The organism is Amycolatopsis sp. NPDC004625, assembly GCF_040609695.1.
GTDB lineage: Bacteria > Actinomycetota > Actinomycetes > Mycobacteriales > Pseudonocardiaceae > Amycolatopsis.
Genome location: NZ_JBEXKX010000043.1, coordinates 15,485 through 34,798 on the forward strand (window position 1 = coordinate 15,485; position 19,314 = coordinate 34,798).

A 19,314-nucleotide genomic window follows, 5' to 3' on the forward strand; every position below is an offset into this window, starting at 1 on the left:
CATGGCCGTTCGGGTGACACCAGGCCCGGTGACGCAACCGGCCGACCGGTTGCTTTTCGAAGCCGTCCGGGCCCGGAAGGCTGAGGAGCTGCGCGAGGTCCGAGCCGCCGCCGCGAACTGGCGAACCGCGCTCGCCGCAATGCTGGGTCTCGTCGCCACGGTGGCTCTGGTCAAGGGCCGCGACTCGGTCGCCGGTCTCGGCCTGACCATCCGCATCGTCGTCGGCTGCATACTGCTCACCGCCGTGATCACCGCGGCCGTCGGAGCGTTCGTCGCCTCCCGGTCGGCATTCGGCCTGCCGAAGGAGGAAGAAGTCCCGGCACGGCTGAGCGATCTCGTCGTAGTCGAACAAGCCCGCATCCGCCGAGCTGTCCGCGACCTGCGGGCCGCGATTGCGCTCACTTTCGTCACGCTGGCTTTGATCGTCGCAGCCGTCGGACTCGTTTGGTACGGCTAGCTAGTCCTTCCAGAGGGCCAGCGGGCGTGCGCCCTTCCGGTGAGCGTTCAGCAACGAGCCCCGCACTCCATTCCACAGCATTTCCACGATCGACTGAATCTGCCCGGCCATCTGCAGCGCCGACTGCCCTTGGTCGTCAGGCACCGATTTGGTCAGCACCTGGCGCAAGACCTCACGTCGGGCAGCGGGCGGTGGATGCGTGGTGTACGTCGTCCTGCCCTCTTCACCGTGACGCAGCAGGCTGACCGCCCGGTCGAGCAGATCAGACATGCTGAAGTAGAGGTCGGCACCGCCGTAGCTCAAAGCCACGTCGTAGCGGCCGAATTGGGCCCGCATCATCAGTTCCAGGCCACGGATATCGGCCATGATCTCCTGGGCCTGGCTGTAGCGGATCTCCTCCGGATCGGCGGCTTCGGTGCCGTTGAAGCGCGACACTGGCCGACGCTCACCGAGATGTCCGAGGGAGATGTGTGCGTACTCGTGGCCAAGGACGAACATCTCGGCCGAATCCACAAGTATGCTGGTCAGCGTGGCGGGAATGCGCTCCTGAACCCACTGCGGCGCAGCGCCGGGCCGCCCCTTCGCCAGGTAGCCGATGATCATTTCGGCAAACCGGTTGGCGACCTCGGGGCGCTGGGCGATCTTGGCCGCGATCTGGCCCTCATCGAGAGAGAAGCCTACGGAACCATCTTCGTTCTGATCGAAAGGCAGCACCTCGGTGACCGCTTTGGCAGCCAGGTGCGCAAACAGGAACAACTGGTCCTCGAACAGCACCAGATGCTCGTCGGTGCCCGGCACGACCAGCGTCATGGCGTTGATCTGCCCGGTCGGCATCGTGGCGAGCAGAGGCCGATCAGGAACCGGCCACCCGGCCTGCCGGGTGCGCTCCTCCAGCAGCGTCGCCACGTGCATCACCATGTTAAAGTCGTATCGGCTCTCGTACTTGCTGATGGGCTCGCCAAAGGACCGGTAGAGGTCCGCCAGACGTTGTTCGAAGCTCGCCACAGCCTCGGCAGACTGTCCGGGCAGGTGAGTCGCGATTACCTCCGCTGCGGTCCGGGCGGTGTCCCGGGCCTCCTGTTCGACGTCCCGGGCCGGCAGGAACCGCAACAGGTTCTCATACACACCGTCGAGGAAGCGCTTCGCTTGTGCGGAAGCCGCCATGTCCGGTCTCCTTGGTCGTGTCCGGTCAGCTGGCTTTACGGCGGATGAGGCTCCGGCCATCAAGCCTCAACTCGACGTCCGTGACCACAGAGTCGCTCAATCCGCTCGACCTGCTACACCCCGCATCACGAAACCTCCGTCTAGTGCCGAACGCTATCGACAAGCCCCCAGGACGTCTTGGACACCGACCAGACCTGCGGAGTCGCCCGGAGGAATCGAACCTAGTTCGTGACGTCGAAGAGGGCGCCGCTAACGCGTCCGCCGGATTCACGGTCGAGCAGGCAGTTAACGATTTGGCTGAAACGCTACGCGCGGAGCCAGCGAGAGAACACTGCCAAGGCCGTCCGCTCGCTGGTCAGTACCCACATCGTGCCGCTACTGGGCACGCGTCTGCTGATGAAGCTCGAAGCCGACGACGTAGGACAGTGGCTCGCGGAAAGACGGAAGTGTTGGTTACGTCGACCGTACGGAGCCTTCGCTCCATCCTCCGGTGAGCAATCAACCGCGCTCAGGTTGGAAAGCTTGTCAAGTACAACGTGGTACTGCTGTGCGACGAACTGCCGGCTGGCAGGGGGCCTGGCCGGCCGTCGAAAGCGCTCACGATCGCGCAGGCGGAAGCGTTGCTCGCGGCGGCGGAGTCATCGCCGATGCGCGCCTACATCATGGTGCCCCTGCTGACCGGCGCACGAGCTGAAAGATGCGACCGCTGGCGTGGGATCACTGACTGGATGCGGTGGCCTGCAGCAGCCTGGGCGGGCCACCTGGTCGTCGCCACCGGTGGCCGCGACAACACCGCGCAAGTCTGGGACCTCACCACCAGTGCAGCGGTGGCCGTACTCGACTTCCGCAGGATCCGCGCCCTCGCGGTCGGTGCTGGTTGGGATCTCGTTTCGCGGCTGGCTCGGACCTCATCGTGTTCGACCGCAATGCGAGACACTGATCCACTCTGGATCAGCCTGGCTGAACCGCTCGCCAACCAGGCCTCTTAGACACCCAGTTAGACCCTCACCAGACGAGTCAGGCCCCATCCGAAGACTCTCGGATGGGGCCTGACCTGCGGAGCCGCCTAGGGGAATCGAACCCCTGACCTATTCATTACGAGTGAATCGCTCTGGCCGACTGAGCTAAGGCGGCATGTCTCCCGCTTGCGCTGGCGACGATAGCAAGTGTAGCGGAAGCTGTGCGCGTCACTTTTCGGGGGGACCGTCGTTAGGGCCCTATGACGTCGGTCTCATCCCCGGTCGACCCTATCTGGAGGCTCTGGCACATGCGGCGAAGACTGCCCCGTTCGGTGGCGCTGCCGGCGGCTGCGGCGTTGGTGCTGCTCAGCGCGGCGCCCGCCGCTGCTGATACCACCTATCCGACGACGCCCATTCCGCAGCCCGCGAATCCGGGGCAGGCGCCGATCTCGGCGCCGATCGGGCCGCAGCCGCTGGGGCAGGCCGTGGGGGATGCCGGGACCGCGCTCGGGATCATCCGGTTGCTGCCCAACGCCGTTCCGACCAGCACCATCCTTCCCGGGTTCGGGCAGACGCTGCCGAAGCAGTCCGCGCTCGAGGCCGGGATGGGGTTGTCCAGCGCGTCGGCGAACTCGGATGCCTACCTGAACTACGAGAAGGCCATCGCGCAGGCGTCGCCGTTCGGGCTGTCCGTGGGCGGGAACGCGCCGCAGACGCCCGGCAGTGTCGTGCAGACCGCCTTGCCCGACAACCCGCAGCCGATCAGTGGTGGCCTGAACGCGCCGTCGAATCCGCTGCTCAACGTCGGGTTGCTCAACGGGAGCGCGCACGCGCGGTGGAGCCAGACGCTCGGTCCGTGTGTCGACACCATCGCCGATGCCAGTACGTCGGTGGCGAGCCTGTCGCTGCTGAACGTCGTGCCGTCGATGCCGAACCTCGGGCTGGACGCGCTGAAGCCGAAGCTCGACCCGGGCTCGCTGGCCAGCGGGTTCGACCTGACCAAGGGCCTGCAGAGCCTCGGCGGCCTGCTGCAGGGCGGCGGGCAGACCACCGCGGACGGCACCGGGTCGCTGCTGAGCCTGCCGAACACGCTGTCGTCGCGGTCGCAGGTGAAGCTGGTCGACATCCCGGGCTCGAAGAACAAGGCCGTGCAGTCGACGTCGACGCTGCAAGCCGCGGACATCGAGATCCTCAAGGGCACGCCGCTCGCGCTGAGCATCAAGGTGGCCAGCCAGCCGACGCTGAAGGTGACCTCCACCGGCGACGCGAAGACGTCCAAGGTCGAGTACACCGCGCCGGTGCTGACCATCGAAGCCGGCGGCAAGGTGCTGTACACGCTCGACGCGGCGCACCCGACGAAGGACATCCCGATCGGGCTGCCGCTGAAGCCACTGAGCGACCAGTTCGGCGCCGTCAAGGACATCCCGGTGGTCGGCGGCCTGCTGGCCACCGCGGCCGGGCAGGTCCAGCAGGTCGGCACCACCGCCGGCACCGTGCTCGACCTCGGCGTGCTGCGGCTGAGCATCGCCGGGCTGGACCAGAAGTCGGCGGACATGACCACGCCGTTCAAGGGGTTCCAGCTGGGCGCGTCGGCGCGGATGTTCGACCTGCAGCTGCTGCCGACGACCAAGCTCAAGAGCCTGCTGCCGGACGACCAGGCGAAGAACCTGCCGTCGTCGCTGGCCCAGCTGTCGCTCGGCGAGCAGATCGCCCGGGCGTACGCGCCGACCGGCGGCGTGGTCTGCGGCACGACGTCGACGCCGCCGCCCGCGGGCGGGGAGGCGCCGAAGGGGCCGGTGAAGAACCTCGCCTACACCGGTGGCGCGTACGACACCGTGCCGCTGTTCTGGACCGGCACGGCGATGCTGCTGCTCGGCGTGGTCATGGTGGCCGCGATGCCGGGTGCGCGGCGGCGCCCGCTGGCCGTGGCCGTCGCAGAGAAGCCGTTCAAGCCCTCGCCGCGTCCGCGCGAGTGATCCGAGGGGTGTGAAGGAGCCCGCCAGGTGCGCCTGGCGGGTTCCTTTGCGTTCGGCGGTTCAGCCCTGGCGAAGGGTCGTGACCATCGCCTCGACGGCGATGCGGGGCTTCACGTTCAGCTCGATCGCGTCCCGGCACTCCAGCACCGCTTCGAGCCGGCGGAGCGTCGACTCCGTCGTCCACGACGACGCCGCCTCGCGGATCTGGTCGGCGTGGTCCGGGTGGTTGAGGGTCGCGCCGGAGCGGGTCGCCGTCACCAGGACGTCGCGGTAGAAGCCCGCGAGGTCGACCAGGGCCAGGTCGAGCGTGTCGCGCTGGGTGCGCGTCGCGCGGGACTTCTGCTTCTTCTCGAGCTGCTTGACCGCGGCTTCGGCGGCCCGCTTGGCGCCGGCGACGCCCTTGCCGACGCCGTCGCCGCCCATCGCCGTCCGGAGTTCGTTGCGCTCGTCTTCGTCGCGGGCCTTGCTGGCCTCGCCCGCGTCCGCCTCGGCCGCGCTGATCAGCTGGTCGGCGCACGTGAAGACGTCGCTCATCCGGCGGAGGCCGAGCGGGATCCGCAGCACGGTGGCCCGGCGCTGCCGCGCGGCCTCGTCCGTGGCGAGGCGGCGCGCGCGGCCGACGTGGCCGCCGCACACCGAAGCGGCCCACTGCGCGCGTTCGGCGTCGACGTGGTCGCGGCGCATGAGGACGTCGGCGATCGCCTCCGGCGGCGGCGTCCGGAGCGTCACCAGGCGGCAGCGCGACCGGATCGTCACCGAGACGTCCTCGGGGTGGTCCGAGGGCGCGCAGAGCAGGAACACCGTGCGGTCCGGCGGCTCCTCGACGGCCTTCAGCAGGGCGTTCGACGCGCCTTCGGTGAGCCTGTCCGCGTCCTCGATGATGACGACCTGCCAGTTGCCGGTCGTCGGGCGGCGCGCGGCGGCCTGCACCAGCGCCCGCATCTCGGCGACCGAAATGGACAGTCCTTCCGGGACGACCAGCCGGACGTCGGCGTGCGTGCCCGCCATCGTCGTGTGGCAGCCGGGGCAGGCGTCGCAACCGGTACCGGTGCTGCACTGCAGGGCCGCGGCGAAGGTCCGGGCGGCCACCGAGCGGCCGGAGCCGGGCGGGCCGGTGAGCAACCACGCGTGCGTCATCGCCCCCGGCGGCGCGGGCTCGCCCGCGATGATCTTGGCGGCGGCCGACGCGGCCGCGCTCAGCGTTTCGACCGCGGGTTCCTGGCCGACCAGCTGGTTCCAGACGCCGATGCGTTCGGTCGTCGTCACTTCGCCTCCACGCGAGGCTCTTCCGGGGTCTCGACGGGCAGGGTCTCCATGGGCAGCGTGACCGGCTTTTCCGTCGTCGGCGCCAACGCGGACAGGCGGCCGACGAACACGGCGCGCAGCGCGGTGCGGATGCGTTCGGCGACCTCGACGTCGGTGCCGTCGGCGTCGATCACGACGTACCGGTCCGGGTCCGCCGCGGCCATCTCGGTGAGCAGGTGCTGGACGCGCCACTGGTCGTTCATCGCGGTCGACTTGTCGCGCGGGGCCCCGTTCGGGGCGGCGTCCAGGAGGACGGTCAGGTCGGGGCGCAGCCGGCCGGTCGCCCAGTCGGCGAGGCCCTCGAGCTCGTCGCTGTCGAGCCCGGCGACGGCGGACAGGTGCGCCAGCGGCGAGTCGACGAACCGCTCCATGACGACCACCGAACCGGCGTCGAGGGCCGGCTGGACGTGCCGCTCCACGATGTCGGCCCGCACCGCGGCGGCCGCCAGGGCCTGGGCACGCGCGCCGGTGAGCGAGGCGCCGGAGACGAGCGCGGTCAGCCGCTGGTCGTCGAGCGCGGGATCGGCCGCGACGACGACCGGCCGGGTGCCACCGCGCAGCCAGTCGGCGAGGTTGACGGCCTGGATCGCGGTGTTGATCGCGGTGGTGCCCTCGACGGCGATGAGGAAGCCGTTGACGCGCCGCGGCGTGAGGCGCAGCGCGTTGCGCAGGTCGGCGAGGATCGGCTCGGTGCGCTTGTCGTCCATCTGCCGGTAGGCGAAGAGGCCGGCGACCAGCGCGATCACGGCGCCGCCGAGCATCACCGGGCGGGTGCCGTCGATGCTGAGCTCGCTGCCCCAGACGGTGACGTTGCGCTGGTGCACCAGGCCGACCAGCAGCGGCACGGTGACGGTGGTGCCGAACAGCACCAGCTTCATCATCAGCTGGTAGATCGCGTTGATCCGGCCGCGGATGGCGTCCTCGACGCGGGAGCCGATGATCGTGACGCCGGTGAGGAACGCCGTCCCCGCCCAGATGCCGACGAAGAACACCGCGACCAGCGAGAACGCCAGGTGTGGCGACAACGCCACCACCGTCAGCGAGACCGCGGCGGCGACGATCGAGATGCCGAACAGGCGGTCGTGCGGGAGCCGCCGGGCGAGTTTCGGCGCGGTGGCCATCCCGGTGGCCAAGCCGAGGAAGACGGCCAGGACCAGCAGGTTGAACGCCGAGTCACCGGCGAGCAGGCTCGAGGAGTACGGCTTGGCCGAGCCGATCACGGCGCCGCCGGCGGCGAACGCGCCGAACGCGCCGACGAGCAGGCCGCGCACGAGCGGCGTGCTGCGGATGAACCGGAACCCGTCGGCGATCATCTGGCCGACGCCGAACCTCTCCTCGTCGGCCGGCTTGAGCTTCTGCTCCGGCAGCGCGTGGACGTTGCGCAGCGAGAGTTCGGGGATCCGGGTCGCGAGGATGATCGCGCTGGCCAGGTAGAGCAGGCCGGTGATGATGACGACGAGCTTCGCGATGCTGAGGCTCGCGTTGTCGCCGAACAGGTGGAAGGTCGTGTTGACGCCGGTGATGATGGCGTTCGCGCCGGCCGCGGTGATGACGGCGAGGCCGTAGGTCATCACCATGCCGAGCTGGTTGGCCGTCTCGACCTGGTCGGGCCGGCGGAGCAGGTTCGGGACCGCGGCCTCTTTCGAGGGGATCCACATGCTCGACGCGCAGCCGACGAGGAAGTTGCCGACGAGCAGCCACCACGGCGCGCCGACGATGGCGATGGACAGCAGGAAGCCGCACCGCAGCAGGTCGGCGACCACCATCACCTTGCGCCGGTCGAACCGGTCGGCGAGCAGCCCGCCGATCGGGGCGAACAGCAGCCCCGGCGCCAGTCCGGTCAGCACGACGCCGACGAAGGCGAAGTTCTGCGCGAAGTAGTTGTCCGTCAGCTTCGTGGCCAGGCCGGTGAGGGCCAGGATGTTCAGCCAGTCGGCGACGCTGCACAGGTACGTGACGCCCCAGAGGCGCCGGAACGGTTTGATCGCCAGTACCCGCCGGACCCGGTTGATCGTGGACGCCTCGGCGCCCGACGACGCACCCGGGCCGGCCCCGGGTACCGATCGCACGCCCTCGCTGATACGCCCACCCCACTAGTCACCGCGGTGCCGGACGCCCTCGCGCGAGAGCCCGACCGTGAAGTCAGGGTAGCCCGATCGGCGTCTGGAGCGCGGGACGGCCCCGTGGTGCGGGGCAGGGGGTAACCGCTAGTCGAACAGGCCGGTGACGCTGCTGACCAGGCTGGACACCATCTCGATGGCGACGAAACCGAACACGATCAGCAGCGCGACGGCGAGCATGACCCCCGCCGCACTCGACGACGGCCGGTTGAAGGCCGGCATCGCCACCGACGGCATCCGCGGCAGCCGCCGCCGCTTGACCGGTACGACATCGACGTCGTCGACCTCGTCCTCGGCCAGCGGATCCGGCCGGACGGGCCGCATGATCTGCGGCGGCCGGCTCGGCCAGGTGCTGCGCTGCCGGTTCCGCTGCCGGGGCAGCAACCCCATCGGCGGCGCACCGGGTTCCCCGAGCGTGCCGGCCGGCGGAATCGCCGCCGGTGTCCTGACCTCGGCGTCCCTGTCGTCGCGAAGCGTTTCCTCGACCATCCGCCGCACGGCCTCTTCGTCGGGCTTCACCGGCCCGGCCACCGGGATGGCGGCGGGGTCGCGGCCGTTCGGAAGTGCGGCACGTGGCTCGGGTGACGCGGTGACCAGCCCGGAAACCGGATCCGCGAACATCTCGCCAGGTGCTTCGGACAGAGTGCCGTCGCGCTGAGTGAGCTCGGGGGCATTGAAGAAGGGAGCCTCACCGTTCGCGCTCATGGTGACCACCTCACTACTGAATGTCCTCGCCTTTCCAGGGTAGCGACGCAGGCGGATAACGCATCCGCCCAATGGCTCTGTCTCCAGTGGATGGTCCGTCACGCAGCGCAAGCCCGCGCCCGAACCCCCTGCAGTGTCCAGTCCGCCGGTGGCTCGGTCGACCGCCAATGGTGACGGATCGTAGTGAGACCGGTCACAGCGGCGGTCGACGGGCGGCCGCCGGTTTCGACGGTCAGCTGAGCGCGTGGCGTTCGCTCAGGGCACCTCCTCCTGTCCGAGATCGATCATCTTCCGGCACCAGTCGCGGAGCATGCCGCGGCTGAACGGGCTCAGCACCAGCTGGCGGCGGCCGTCGCCGCGATCCAGGGCTGCCAGGGCGAAGCGGCCCAGGTCCGTGTCCACCAGGACGAATCCGTGGTCCGGGAACTCCGCGCACAGGCCACCGAAGGCCAGCATGTCCAGGACCGCCGTGCCCGACCTCGGGCGGCCCAGGAGCTCACGCATCGCTCCCACGTCGTCGTCCTGGCCGTCGTGGACCAGGCCGTCGGCGTCCACCGAGAGCCAGATCGCCCGCGGTGAGGCGCCGAACGGGACCTCGGGGAGCTCGGCCACCAGCATCTCCGGCAGCTCGTCGAAGTCGGCCAGGTGGATCGCCGTGCGGCCGGGGAGGGAGCCCATCATGAAGGCCCGCTCGCCGTCGGCGTAGCAGCGGATGTCCGCCATCTCCGGTCCTCCGTCGAAGACGCCGCACAGCGCCGCCCGGACCGAGCCGCGGAGCATCAGCGACACGACCTCGAAGCCGATCTCGTTGAGCTCGCCGGCCTCCCCGAACGGCGTGCCGTCGATCCAGGCGGCCCACGCCATGTGCCGCTCGACCTCCGCGACCAGGTCCGCCGGGTCGTCGGACACCGGGCCGTGCACCAGGATGTCGTCGTCGCTGACGTCCGGGTTGTACAGCCGATCGACCGGCTCGCGGTCGGGCATCGCCGCCAGCACGGGGCCGGCCGCCAGCTCGAGCAGCTCTCGCGCCGCTGTGCGTTCAGCCATGCCGCTGCCTCTCGGCCGGACCATGCCCGTCGGCGACGGCCGGCGGCCGCAGCGCCGGGGCCGCCGGCAACCCGCGCAGTCCTCTCACCAACGAGCGCTCAGCCATGCCGCCGCCCCTCGGCCGCGCTGCGCTCCTCACCCTCGTCGGGCTCGGCTGACGCCTGGCGTTGCTGCGGGACGCCGCTGTTGTGCTCGGCTGCTGCGAGGATCGCCTCGCGCACCGTCAGGTCCCTTGGGGCCGCCGCGACCACCCTGTCCACGCCCTCGCCTTCCGTCGTTCGCACTGCTCCTTCCTCATGCATGGCTCTGCACCGCCTCGACGATCCACTGCTCGGCCGTGCTGCGGGAGGCCGGTCCCCACGTCACCGTCCAGCGGCCGGTGCGGGCGACCGCGGCGCTGAACTGGTAGCGGCCCAGGTCGTTGTCCACCAGGCCGAACGCGCCGTGCGGGTACTCGGCCAGGATCGCGTTGCGCACCGCGAGGTCGACCAGCACCGTGCCCAGCCGCGGCCGGGCCGCGCACTCGCGGATCAGCTCGACCGCCCGCTCGCACCGGCGCGGGATCAGCCCGCGCTCGTCCGTTTCGATGCGCAGGTGCTCGCCCGGCCCGGGCGGCCGGTCCGGCAGGCCGTCGAACACCCAGCCCGGCAGCTCGCTGAGGAACCCCGACCGCAGCCGCGCGCGGTTGCCCAGCTTGTGCAGGACCGTCGTGTAGTCCTCGTCGCCGAAGAACCGCACCTCCCACGGCTTGGCCCGGGCCGGGAAGACACCGGTGACGACGCCGCGGATGAAGCCGCCGCGCAGCGCCCGGTACAGCCCGACGGCTTCCGCGGTGACCTCGCCACCGGGCGCGAGGCCGATCGCGGCCATCCCGGCGACGAACCGCGTGTACTGCTCCACCTCGTCCGCGAGGCTCCGCGCGGCCGGCGGCGTGGGACGACGGCCCGGCAGCGGTCCGGTGTCCGCCAGCACCGGCGGGATCTCGAACTCCGGGTCGTAGAACTCCATCACCGAGGGCCGCTCCGGCACCTCGGCCGAGAGCGGGGCGATGACCTCGTCGATGACGTCGAAGACGGCGACTGCGTTGCTCACCCCTAGATTGAACACCCTGGCACCGACAATTTCTCGCACATATGTTCGAGCGGGTGAGATCGGTCGGTGAACGGTCGCCGGGCGGCTCAGCCATGGTCCGGCACCCGCCCGTCGACGAACTCCGCGAGCCGGTCGACGCTTCCGGGCAGCCACCAGAGCCGGCGGTGGCCGCCCCTCGGTCTGCTCAGGGCCGCCAGGTGCCGGCCGCGGTCGTCGTCGACGAAGGCCAGCACCTCCCACAGCCGCCGCTCGCCGTCACGGGCGATGTCGAACTGGACGGTGGCGAGCCGGGGCCGCCGCAGGTCGTCCATCAGGTCGAGGAGGAGGCACTCCTGCTCGGGCTCGAGCACGCCGCGCTCGTCGGCCTCGAGGTACAGGCCCTCGCCCGACGCCGGCGGATGAGGATCCAGGCGAGCCAGCGCCGCGTGCAGCACCTCCACCGCCGAGCCCGACGAGGACCCGAACAAGCGAAGGCCGTCACCGGCGATGCCGAACGTGGTCCGGTCGTCGTAGAACGCCGAGGTCCACGGCTCGCCGGACATCGCGACGGCGACGCCGCAGACGCCGCCGCTGCCGACGAAGCCGGGCAGTGACTCGATCAGGTCCACGGCGGTGGAACTGCCGGCGGCCGCCGCCCGGACCGGCTTCAGGATCTTGGTGGTCACCGCGTGCACGGTGCGTGGTGTTTTGGTCACGCGTCCATGGAACCCGGCAGCACCGACAATTTCCCGAACATGCGTTCGAGGTGTCACCTGAAGGTGTGACGGCAGCGGCCTCCCCGCCAGTGGGCGGGGAGGCCGTGAAAACGCCGCTCTACTTGGCCTTCGTCGCCGTCGAGCCGGAGCGCTTGGCGGTGGTCGCCTTCTTCGTCGTCCCCGCCTTGACCGTCTTCGCCGTCGTCGCGGCCGGCTTGCGCGCCGGCGCCTTCCGCTTCGGCGCCGGACCCTTCGCCCGCTTCTCCGCCAGCAGCTCGGACGCCCGTTCCGCGGTCAGCGACTCGATTTCGTCGCCCTTCCGCAGGGTCGCGTTGTACTCGCCGTCGGTGACGTACGGGCCGAACCGGCCGTCCTTGACCACCATCGGCTTCTTCGACACCGGGTCCTCGCCGAGCTCCTTGAGCGGCGGCTTCGCCGTCGCGGAGCGCCCACGCTGCTTCGGCTCCGAGTAGATCTTCAGCGCTTCTTCGAGGGTGATCGAGAAGAGCTGGTCCTCGGTCGAGAGCGAACGCGAGTCCGTGCCCTTCTTCAGGTACGGCCCGTAGCGCCCGTTCTGCGCCGTGATCTCGTCCCCGGACTCCGGGTCCTTGCCGACCACGCGCGGCAGCGAAAGCAGCTTCAGCGCGTCGTCCAGCGTGATCGTCTCGATGTCCATCGACTTGAACAGCGAGCCCGTACGCGGCTTCGGCGCCTTCGCCTTGGCGGCCTTCTTCTGCGCGGCCGTGGCGTCTTCGGGGATCTCGATCTCCGGCAGCACCTCGGTCACGTACGGCCCGAAGCGGCCTTCCTTCGCGACGATCTCGTGCCCGCTCACCGGGTCGGTGCCCAGCGTGCGGCCCTCCTGCGGGGTCGCGAAGAGCTTCTCCGCGATCTCCTGCGTGAGCTCGTCCGGCGGCAGGTCCTCCGGCAGGTTCGCGCGCTGCGAGTTCCCGTCGACCTCGCGCTCCAGGTACGGCCCGTAGCGGCCGACGCGGACCACGACGGTGTGCCCGTTCTCGTCGCTGAACAGCGGGATCGAGTTGATCTCGCGCGCGTCGATGTCCTCGACGCTGCCCTCGACCAGCTTCTTCAGCCCGCCGAGACGGCCGATCGAGCCGTCGACGCCCATGTCGCCGCCGAAGTAGAACTTCGACAGCCACTGGCCGCGCTGCTCGTCACCGTTGGCGATGCGGTCGAGCTCGTCCTCCATGCCGGCGGTGAAGTCGTAGTCGACCAGCCGCTCGAAGTGCCGTTCCATCAGGCCGATCACGGCGAACGCGACCCACGACGGGACGAGCGCGGAGCCCTTCTTCCAGACGTACCCGCGGTCCTGGATGGTCTTGATGATCGACGCGTACGTCGACGGGCGGCCGATGCCCAGCTCTTCCAGCTTGCTGACCAGGCTCGGCTCGGAGTACCGCGCCGGCGGCGAGGTCGTGTGGCCGTCCGGGCTCAGCTCGGCCGCGGTCAGCGCCTGGTCCTTCTCCAGGACCGGCAGGCGGCTCTGCTTGTCGTCGGCTTCGCCACCGGTCTCGGTGTCGACGGCCTCGACGTACGCCTTCAGGAAGCCCGCGAAGGTGATCGTGCGGCCCGAAGCGGCGAAGGTGCACTCCTCGCCCGAAGTCGCGTTGCCGACGATGCGCACGGACATCGTGGTGCCCTTGGCGTCCGCCATCTGCGACGCGATCGTGCGCTGCCAGATCATCTCGTAGAGCCGGAACTCGTCGGTGTCCAGCTCGCCCGCGACCTGGCCCGGCGTGCGGAAGACCTCGCCCGACGGCCGGATCGCCTCGTGGGCCTCCTGCGCGTTCTTGACCTTGCGCGTGTACTGGCGCGGCGACGGCGAGACGTACTCCTTGCCGTACAGCTGCGTGGCCTGGCTGCGCGCCGCCGAGATCGCCGACTCCGACAGCGTCGTGGAGTCGGTACGCATGTAGGTGATGTAGCCGTTCTCGTACAGCTTCTGCGCGATCCGCATGGTGCGCTCCGAGGTGAACCGCATCTTGCGGCCCGCCTCCTGCTGCAGCGTCGACGTCATGAAAGGCGCGTACGGCTTGCGCGTGTACGGCTTCTCTTCGACGCTCGAGACCTTGAAGTCACGCTGCTTCAGCGCTTCGGCCAGGCGTCGCGCGTCGGCCTCCGCCAGCACGCGGATCTCGTTGTTCGACGCCTTGAGCTGCCCGTCCGAGCCGAAGTCGCGGCCGGTCGCCAGGCGGGCGCCGTCCACGGCGACCAGCCGGGCCGGGAAGTTCCGCGGCGAAGCCTCTTCCCCGGCGTCCATCGTCGCCGAGATGTCCCAGTACGACGCCGAGGTGAAGCGCATCCGCTCGCGCTCCCGCTCGACCACGATCCGGGTCGCCACCGACTGCACGCGGCCCGCCGAGAGCTTCGGCATGACCTTCTTCCACAGCACCGGCGAGACCTCGTAGCCGTAGAGGCGGTCGAGGATGCGGCGGGTTTCCTGGGCGTCGACGAGGTCGGCGTCCAGCTCACGGGTCGAGTCGGCGGCCGCGCGGATGGCCTGCTCGGTGACCTCGTGGAAGACCATCCGGCGGACCGGGACCTTCGGCTTCAGCGTCTCGAGGAGGTGCCACGCGATGGCCTCGCCCTCGCGGTCGGGGTCCGTGGCGAGGTAGAGCTCGTCGACGTCCTTCAGCAGGCCCTTGAGCTCGGTCACCTTGGACTTCTTGTCCGGGGTGACCACGTAGAGGGCCTTGAAGCCGTTGTCGACGTCGACGCCGAGCCGCGCCCACGCCTCGCCCTTGTACTGGGCGGGTACGTCGGCGGCACCGCGCGGCAGGTCGCGGATGTGCCCGACGGAGGACTCGACGACGTAACCGCCGCCGAGGTAGGGCGCGATCTTGCGGGCCTTCGTCGGCGACTCGACGATGACCAGCCGCCGGTGCCCGGCGCCGTTGCCCGCCGCGGCTCCGTTCTTCTTGGTCCGTGCTCCTGCCACGCTGTCCTGCTCTCCGCTCATCTCGTCCCGCCGCCGCGGGACTGCACCACGTCCCTGCCAGGGCCCGTGTCTCGACCTGCCAGTGTGCACGCTGTTCCGGCCCGGACGGCGCGGAGGTGGCCCAACACGCCGCCGGTCCTGTGCCCAGCGCATCGCCGTTGACCTCGGCGATGTTTCCCCAACGTACCTGCCACGTGATTTCGGCCACGTCCCGCGCAGCCTAGCGCGTGACCGTCCGGATACCCTCCGTTCGACGGTGGTGGGCACGGGGACGTCACCGCTTCACTGGTTTCCCCGCCCAGCCGAAAGGATCCGCCATGACCCGACGCCTGCTCGGCGCCTTGTTCACCGCTGCGACCGCCACAGTATTGCTGGGGGTCACTCCGGCGAACGCGGCCGCGGCGAACTTCGCCGGCACCGTGGCCCTGTCCAACTGCTCGGGGTCGGTGGTCAAGCCGGCCGCGACGCCCGACACCGCGCCCGCGCTCGTGATGTCCAACGGGCACTGCCTGGAAACCGGCTTCCCCGGGCCCGGCGAGGTGATCACCAACCGCGCCTCCAGCCGGACGTTCACGCTGCTCACCGCCAGTGGCAGCAACAAGGCGACGCTGCGCGCCAAGAAGATCGTCTACGGCACGATGACCGACACCGACGTGTCGCTCTACCAGCTCACCACCACCTACGCGCAGATCAAGTCGAGCTACGGCATCTCGCCCCTGGAACTTTCGAACGCGCACCCGGCGGCGGGCGCGGCGATCGACGTCGTCTCCGGCTACTGGAAGCGCATCTACTCCTGCAACATCGACGGGTTCGTCTACCGGTTGAAGGAGGGCAGCTGGACCTGGAAGGACTCGATCCGCTACACCTCCGCCTGCCAGACCATCGGCGGGACGTCGGGCTCGCCGATCGTCTCCGGCGGCAAGGTCGTCGGCGTGAACAACACCGGCAACGAGGACGGCGCACGCTGCACGGAGAACAACCCGTGCGAGGTCGACCAGGCCGGCAACGTCACCGTCCACTACAAGACGAACTACGGCCAGGAGACCTACGGCATTCCCGCGTGCCTCACCGCGGCCAACGAAATCGCCCTCACCCAGGCCGGCTGCACGCTGCCCCGGCCCTGACGCACCCGCCGCACCCGGTCAGGCCGTGCTCGTCGCGGCCTCCGGGTGCGGTTGCGGTTCCGCGCCGGGCCACGCCGCTTCGGCGCCCGGCGGCGGCTCCCCGATCAGCTCCAGCAGCGCCTCCAGCCGGCGTTTCCCGGTGACTTTCACGGCCGGGACCTCGGCCTTCGGGCCGGTCAGCTTCGCCGCGACGCCCAACGGCGTCAGCGCCTCGACCAGCCGCTCGTGCATGCCGGGGGCGAGCGGGTCGACGCCCAGCAGGTAACCCTGCGTGCCGGGACGGCCGCCGGCCAACGCCCACATCCGCAGCATCGCGCCGCTCAGCCGGAAGCCGGCCGGTACCGCCTTGCCCGAGTCGTCCTCGAACGGGCCCGCGCAGCCCTCACGCAGCCACCGCAGCGCCAGCGGCAGCAGGTCGACCCGGAACGACGTGCGCACCTGCGGACGGCCGCAGTCGGCCTTCGAGACCTGGGCGTCCGCGCCGCGGCAGCGGAACTCGCGCACCAGGACGTGGGCGCGCCACGGCTCCTCGACGACCACCGACAGCCGGGCGGCGGTGCGCCCGAAGCCGGTGATCTGGCCGTGGCAGCACAACAGGCCGGCCAGGTCGCCCAGGCCCGGCCCGCTGGCCTCGGCGGAGAAGAGCGAGATCGTCCGATCCACCGCGCCATACTAGAACACAAGTTCGATTCGTGGCGAGCGTCACGCCGATCTTCAGCCGGCCGGTTGATCCAGCTGCCGGCAGGCCGGGGCGCGCTGTTGCGCCGCCGCCAGGGCCGGGACGTCCTTGAGGCCCTTGAGGTAGTCGATGGCGTCGATGCGGTCGAGCGCCGCCTTGGCCTCGCCGAGGGCGGCCTTCGTCGCCGGCGCGTTGCCGCGGACGGTCTCGATGCGCTGACGCGCGCTCTCGGCCTCCGCGCGGATCTCACCGAACTGCCGGATGACGTCCCGGCGGCCGGCGTCCGCCGACGGCACCGGCGGCGCGCCGAGCGCGTTCAGGCCGGCCAGGCTCTGGTCGAGGCCCCCGACGACGGAAGACAGCAGGTCGCTGGACGTCCGGGACGCCTTCTGCGGCGTGCTCGGGTCGACCGCGGGCAGTTCGGCGAGCGTGCGGACCAGGTGCGTCACGGCGTTGCAGTAGCTTTCCGCCCAGTCCGCCGCGGGATCGGCGTGGGGCACGATGGTCGTGACCGGGGGATCCGGGTCCGGCGGCGGCTCGGTGGCCGGCTGCCCGCACCCGGCGAGGCAGAAGGAGATCGTCGTGGCCAGGGCGGCGAAGACGGTCGACCGCTGCCGCACTCGCGTACCTCCTGCCCGACGACGCCCCGGCAGGCCCGACGGTACCGACTCGGTGGTGCTTCGCAAGTCGCCGGGCCTTTCTGGGACGGCAAGCCCCGGGCCCGGCACGCGTCGCCGCGCGCCGGGCCCGGGGGTCACCCTGGAACTCAGGCCTTGATCTCGGCCGGGGTGTCGGAAATGACCGTGCCCCGCCGCTTCGAGACCACGATCGCCGCCACGATCACGGCGAGCGCGACCAGCGAGATGATGATGCGGACCGCGGTGTTCGCGCTGTCACCGATCGTCAGCTGGACGACGGCCGGCGCGATCAGCACGGAAACCAGGTTCATCACCTTGATCAGCGGGTTGATCGCCGGGCCGGCGGTGTCCTTGAACGGGTCGCCCACGGTGTCACCGATGATGGTGGCCTCGTGTGCGGCCGAACCCTTGCCGCCGTGGTTGCCGTCTTCGACCAGCTTCTTCGCGTTGTCCCACGCGCCACCGGAGTTGGCGAGGAAGATCGCCATCAGGGTGCCGCAGGCGATCGCACCGGCCAGGTAGCCGGCGAGCGCGCCGGTGCCCAGACCGAAGCCGACCGCGATCGGGGCGAAGACCGCCAGCAGACCCGGCGTCGTCAGCTCGCGCAGCGAGTCGCGCGTGACGATGTCGACGACCTTGCCGTACTCGGGGCGGGTGGTGCCCTCCATGATCCCCGGGATGTCGCGGAACTGGCGGCGCACCTCGTAAACGACCGCGCCGGCGGCCCGGGACACCGCGTTGACCGCGAGACCGGAGAACATGAACACGACCGCCGCACCGACGATCACGCCGACCAAGGTCGCCGGGGTCACGATGTTCGCGACGAAGCTGCCGCCGACGCCCACCGCCTTCGTGATCGCGTCCGAATAGGAGCCGAACAGCGCCGTCGCCGCGAGGACCGCCGTGGCGATCGCGATGCCCTTGGTGATCGCCTTGGTGGTGTTGCCGACCGCGTCGAGCTCGGTGAGGATCTGCGCGGCCTTCTCGTCGACGTCACCGGACATCTCGGCGATGCCCTGCGCGTTGTCCGAAACCGGGCCGAAGGTGTCCATCGCGACGATGACGCCGACCGTGGTCAGCAGGCCGGTACCGGCCAGCGCCACGGCGAACAGCGCGACGCCGCCGCCCAGCAGGTAGGCGCCGAACACGGCCGCGCCGATGACGAGCGCGGTGTACACAGCGGACTCGAAGCCGATCGAGATTCCGGACAGGATGACCGTGGCCGCACCGGTTTCCGACGTCTGGCCGACGTCCTTGACCGGCTTGTACTCGGTGCCGGTGTAGTACCCGGTCAGCTTCAGGATGATCGCCGCGAGCACGATGCCGATGATCACCGCGACGGTCGCGATGACCGCCGGGTTGCCCGAACCGTCGAAGCCCGCGCCGAAGTCGGAGAATCGGCTCGGCAGGTACACGAAGGCCGCGATCGCCGACAGCACCGCGGAAATCACCGCGGAGATGTAGAAGGAGCGGTTGATCGTGACCAGACCGCCTTCGCCCGCGCGCGCCTTGGTGATGTAGACACCGATGACGGCGGTGATGACACCGATGGCCGGGACGATCAGCGGGAAGATCAGGCCGTGCACGCCGAAGGCGGTGCTGCCCAGGATCAGCGCGGCGACGAGCATGACGGCGTAGGACTCGAACAGGTCCGCGGCCATGCCGGCGCAGTCGCCGACGTTGTCACCCACGTTGTCCGCGATGGTGGCGGCGTTGCGCGGGTCGTCCTCCGGGATACCTTGCTCGACCTTGCCGACCAGGTCCGCGCCGACGTCGGCGGCCTTGGTGAAGATACCGCCGCCGACACGCATGAACATCGCGATCAGGGCGGCGCCGAAGCCGAAGCCCTCGAGCACCTTGGGCGCCTGGCCGGTGTAGACCAGTACGACGACCGCGGCACCGAACAGGCCGAGGCCGACGGTGATCATGCCGACCACGCCACCGGTGCGGAACGCCACGCGCATGGCGATCTCACGGCCGCCTTCCTCACGCGCCGCGGCCGCGACGCGCAGGTTCGCCTGCGTCGCCAGCCACATGCCGAGGTAGCCGATCGCGAACGAGAAACCCGCGCCGACCAGGAAGAAGATCGAACGGCCGATCTTCTCGTTCCAGTCGTCGGCGGGAAGGATGAAGAGCAGGAGGAACACGATCACGCCGAAGATGGCGAGAGTGTTCCGCTGCCGCTTGAGGTACGCGGCCGCGCCTTCCTGCACCGCCTTGGCGATGTCCTGCATCTTGGCGGTGCCCTGGCCTGCGGCCAGCACCTCCTTGAGCAGGACGTAGCCGATGACGAGTGCGGCAAGCGCGACCACGGCGACTACACCGACAATCGTGTAGCCACCTCCGGAGAGCGAGATATTCCCGCCGCCCTCCGCGAGGAACTGCCGTGACATT

The 19,314-nt window shown here is 70.1% G+C and carries 16 protein-coding genes, 1 tRNA gene and 1 pseudogene; 5 read left to right on the plus strand and 13 right to left on the minus strand.

The window, feature by feature from the left end; genetic code table 11:
* Positions 1 to 28 precede the first annotated feature (28 nt).
* Positions 29 to 457: a hypothetical protein gene (locus ABZW17_RS35825; protein WP_354823997.1), complete on the plus strand. Its 429-nt coding sequence runs from the start codon at positions 29 to 31 to the stop codon at positions 455 to 457.
* Here the strand turns inward: ABZW17_RS35825 and ABZW17_RS35830 are convergent, their stop codons facing one another.
* Positions 458 to 1,621, minus strand: a complete 1,164-nt coding sequence (locus tag ABZW17_RS35830) for a hypothetical protein (RefSeq protein WP_354823999.1) — start codon at positions 1,619 to 1,621, stop codon at positions 458 to 460.
* A gap of 228 nt (positions 1,622 to 1,849) precedes the next feature.
* Between ABZW17_RS35830 and ABZW17_RS35835 the strand changes: the two are divergent.
* Both ABZW17_RS35835 and ABZW17_RS35840 read left to right on the plus strand, forming a co-directional pair.
* Positions 1,850 to 1,996, plus strand: a pseudogene (locus tag ABZW17_RS35835) (hypothetical protein); the annotation flags it as partial.
* Positions 1,997 to 2,157: 161 nt separating this feature from the next.
* On the plus strand, positions 2,158 to 2,610 hold the full coding sequence (locus ABZW17_RS35840; RefSeq protein WP_354824121.1) for a hypothetical protein: 453 nt from the start codon (positions 2,158 to 2,160) through the stop codon (positions 2,608 to 2,610).
* Between the two features lie 71 nt (positions 2,611 to 2,681).
* Here the strand turns inward: ABZW17_RS35840 and ABZW17_RS35845 are convergent.
* A tRNA-Thr gene (locus ABZW17_RS35845) sits at positions 2,682 to 2,755 on the minus strand.
* Positions 2,756 to 2,888: 133 nt separating this feature from the next.
* Between ABZW17_RS35845 and ABZW17_RS35850 the strand changes: the two genes are divergently transcribed.
* Entirely contained in the window at positions 2,889 to 4,556 is a 1,668-nt protein-coding gene (locus ABZW17_RS35850; RefSeq protein WP_354824001.1) for a hypothetical protein, read from the plus strand.
* 60 nt (positions 4,557 to 4,616) lie between these two features.
* On the opposite strand, the gene ABZW17_RS35855 is transcribed toward ABZW17_RS35850, so the two are convergent.
* From ABZW17_RS35855 to topA, 8 genes are all read right to left on the minus strand, one after another.
* Positions 4,617 to 5,822 (minus strand): DNA polymerase III subunit delta', encoded by a 1,206-nt coding sequence (locus ABZW17_RS35855; RefSeq protein WP_354824003.1) that lies wholly within the window; start codon positions 5,820 to 5,822, stop codon positions 4,617 to 4,619.
* Positions 5,819 to 7,930, minus strand: a complete 2,112-nt coding sequence (locus tag ABZW17_RS35860; RefSeq protein WP_354824005.1) for a dTMP kinase — start codon at positions 7,928 to 7,930, stop codon at positions 5,819 to 5,821. Before ABZW17_RS35860 ends, ABZW17_RS35855 begins: the two co-directional genes overlap by 4 nt.
* 138 nt (positions 7,931 to 8,068) lie before the next feature.
* Entirely contained in the window at positions 8,069 to 8,695 is a 627-nt protein-coding gene (locus ABZW17_RS35865; protein ID WP_354824007.1) for a hypothetical protein, read from the minus strand.
* 246 nt (positions 8,696 to 8,941) lie between these two features.
* Positions 8,942 to 9,733, minus strand: coding sequence for a hypothetical protein (locus ABZW17_RS35870; protein WP_354824009.1), 792 nt, complete (start codon positions 9,731 to 9,733; stop codon positions 8,942 to 8,944).
* Between the two features lie 98 nt (positions 9,734 to 9,831).
* A complete protein-coding gene (locus ABZW17_RS35875; protein WP_354824011.1) occupies positions 9,832 to 10,017 on the minus strand; it encodes a hypothetical protein in 186 nt (61 codons plus the stop codon).
* A gap of 10 nt (positions 10,018 to 10,027) precedes the next feature.
* On the minus strand, positions 10,028 to 10,825 hold the full coding sequence (locus tag ABZW17_RS35880; RefSeq protein ID WP_354824013.1) for an ESX secretion-associated protein EspG: 798 nt from the start codon (positions 10,823 to 10,825) through the stop codon (positions 10,028 to 10,030).
* 86 nt (positions 10,826 to 10,911) lie between these two features.
* Positions 10,912 to 11,520 carry a hypothetical protein gene (locus ABZW17_RS35885; RefSeq protein WP_354824015.1) on the minus strand — a complete coding sequence of 203 codons (609 nt, stop codon included), beginning with the start codon at positions 11,518 to 11,520 and terminating at the stop codon, positions 10,912 to 10,914.
* Positions 11,521 to 11,638: 118 nt separating this feature from the next.
* The gene (gene topA, locus ABZW17_RS35890) at positions 11,639 to 14,500 is read right to left on the minus strand and encodes a type I DNA topoisomerase (RefSeq protein ID WP_354824017.1); all 2,862 of its coding nucleotides are present in this window, start codon (positions 14,498 to 14,500) and stop codon (positions 11,639 to 11,641) included.
* Between the two features lie 296 nt (positions 14,501 to 14,796).
* On the opposite strand from topA, the gene ABZW17_RS35895 reads away from it, so the two are divergent.
* The gene (locus ABZW17_RS35895; RefSeq protein ID WP_354824019.1) at positions 14,797 to 15,603 is read left to right on the plus strand and encodes a serine protease; all 807 of its coding nucleotides are present in this window, start codon (positions 14,797 to 14,799) and stop codon (positions 15,601 to 15,603) included.
* An 18-nt stretch (positions 15,604 to 15,621) separates the two neighbouring features.
* On the opposite strand, the gene ABZW17_RS35900 is transcribed toward ABZW17_RS35895, so the two are convergent.
* From ABZW17_RS35900 to ABZW17_RS35910, 3 genes are all read right to left on the minus strand, one after another.
* Complete coding sequence (locus ABZW17_RS35900) at positions 15,622 to 16,266, minus strand: hypothetical protein (protein ID WP_354824021.1); 645 nt, start codon at positions 16,264 to 16,266, stop codon at positions 15,622 to 15,624.
* 51 nt (positions 16,267 to 16,317) lie between these two features.
* On the minus strand, positions 16,318 to 16,902 hold the full coding sequence (locus ABZW17_RS35905; protein ID WP_354824023.1) for a hypothetical protein: 585 nt from the start codon (positions 16,900 to 16,902) through the stop codon (positions 16,318 to 16,320).
* Between the two features lie 146 nt (positions 16,903 to 17,048).
* Positions 17,049 to 19,313 carry a sodium-translocating pyrophosphatase gene (locus tag ABZW17_RS35910; RefSeq protein ID WP_354824025.1) on the minus strand — a complete coding sequence of 755 codons (2,265 nt, stop codon included), beginning with the start codon at positions 19,311 to 19,313 and terminating at the stop codon, positions 17,049 to 17,051.
* Position 19,314: the final 1 nt, after the last annotated feature.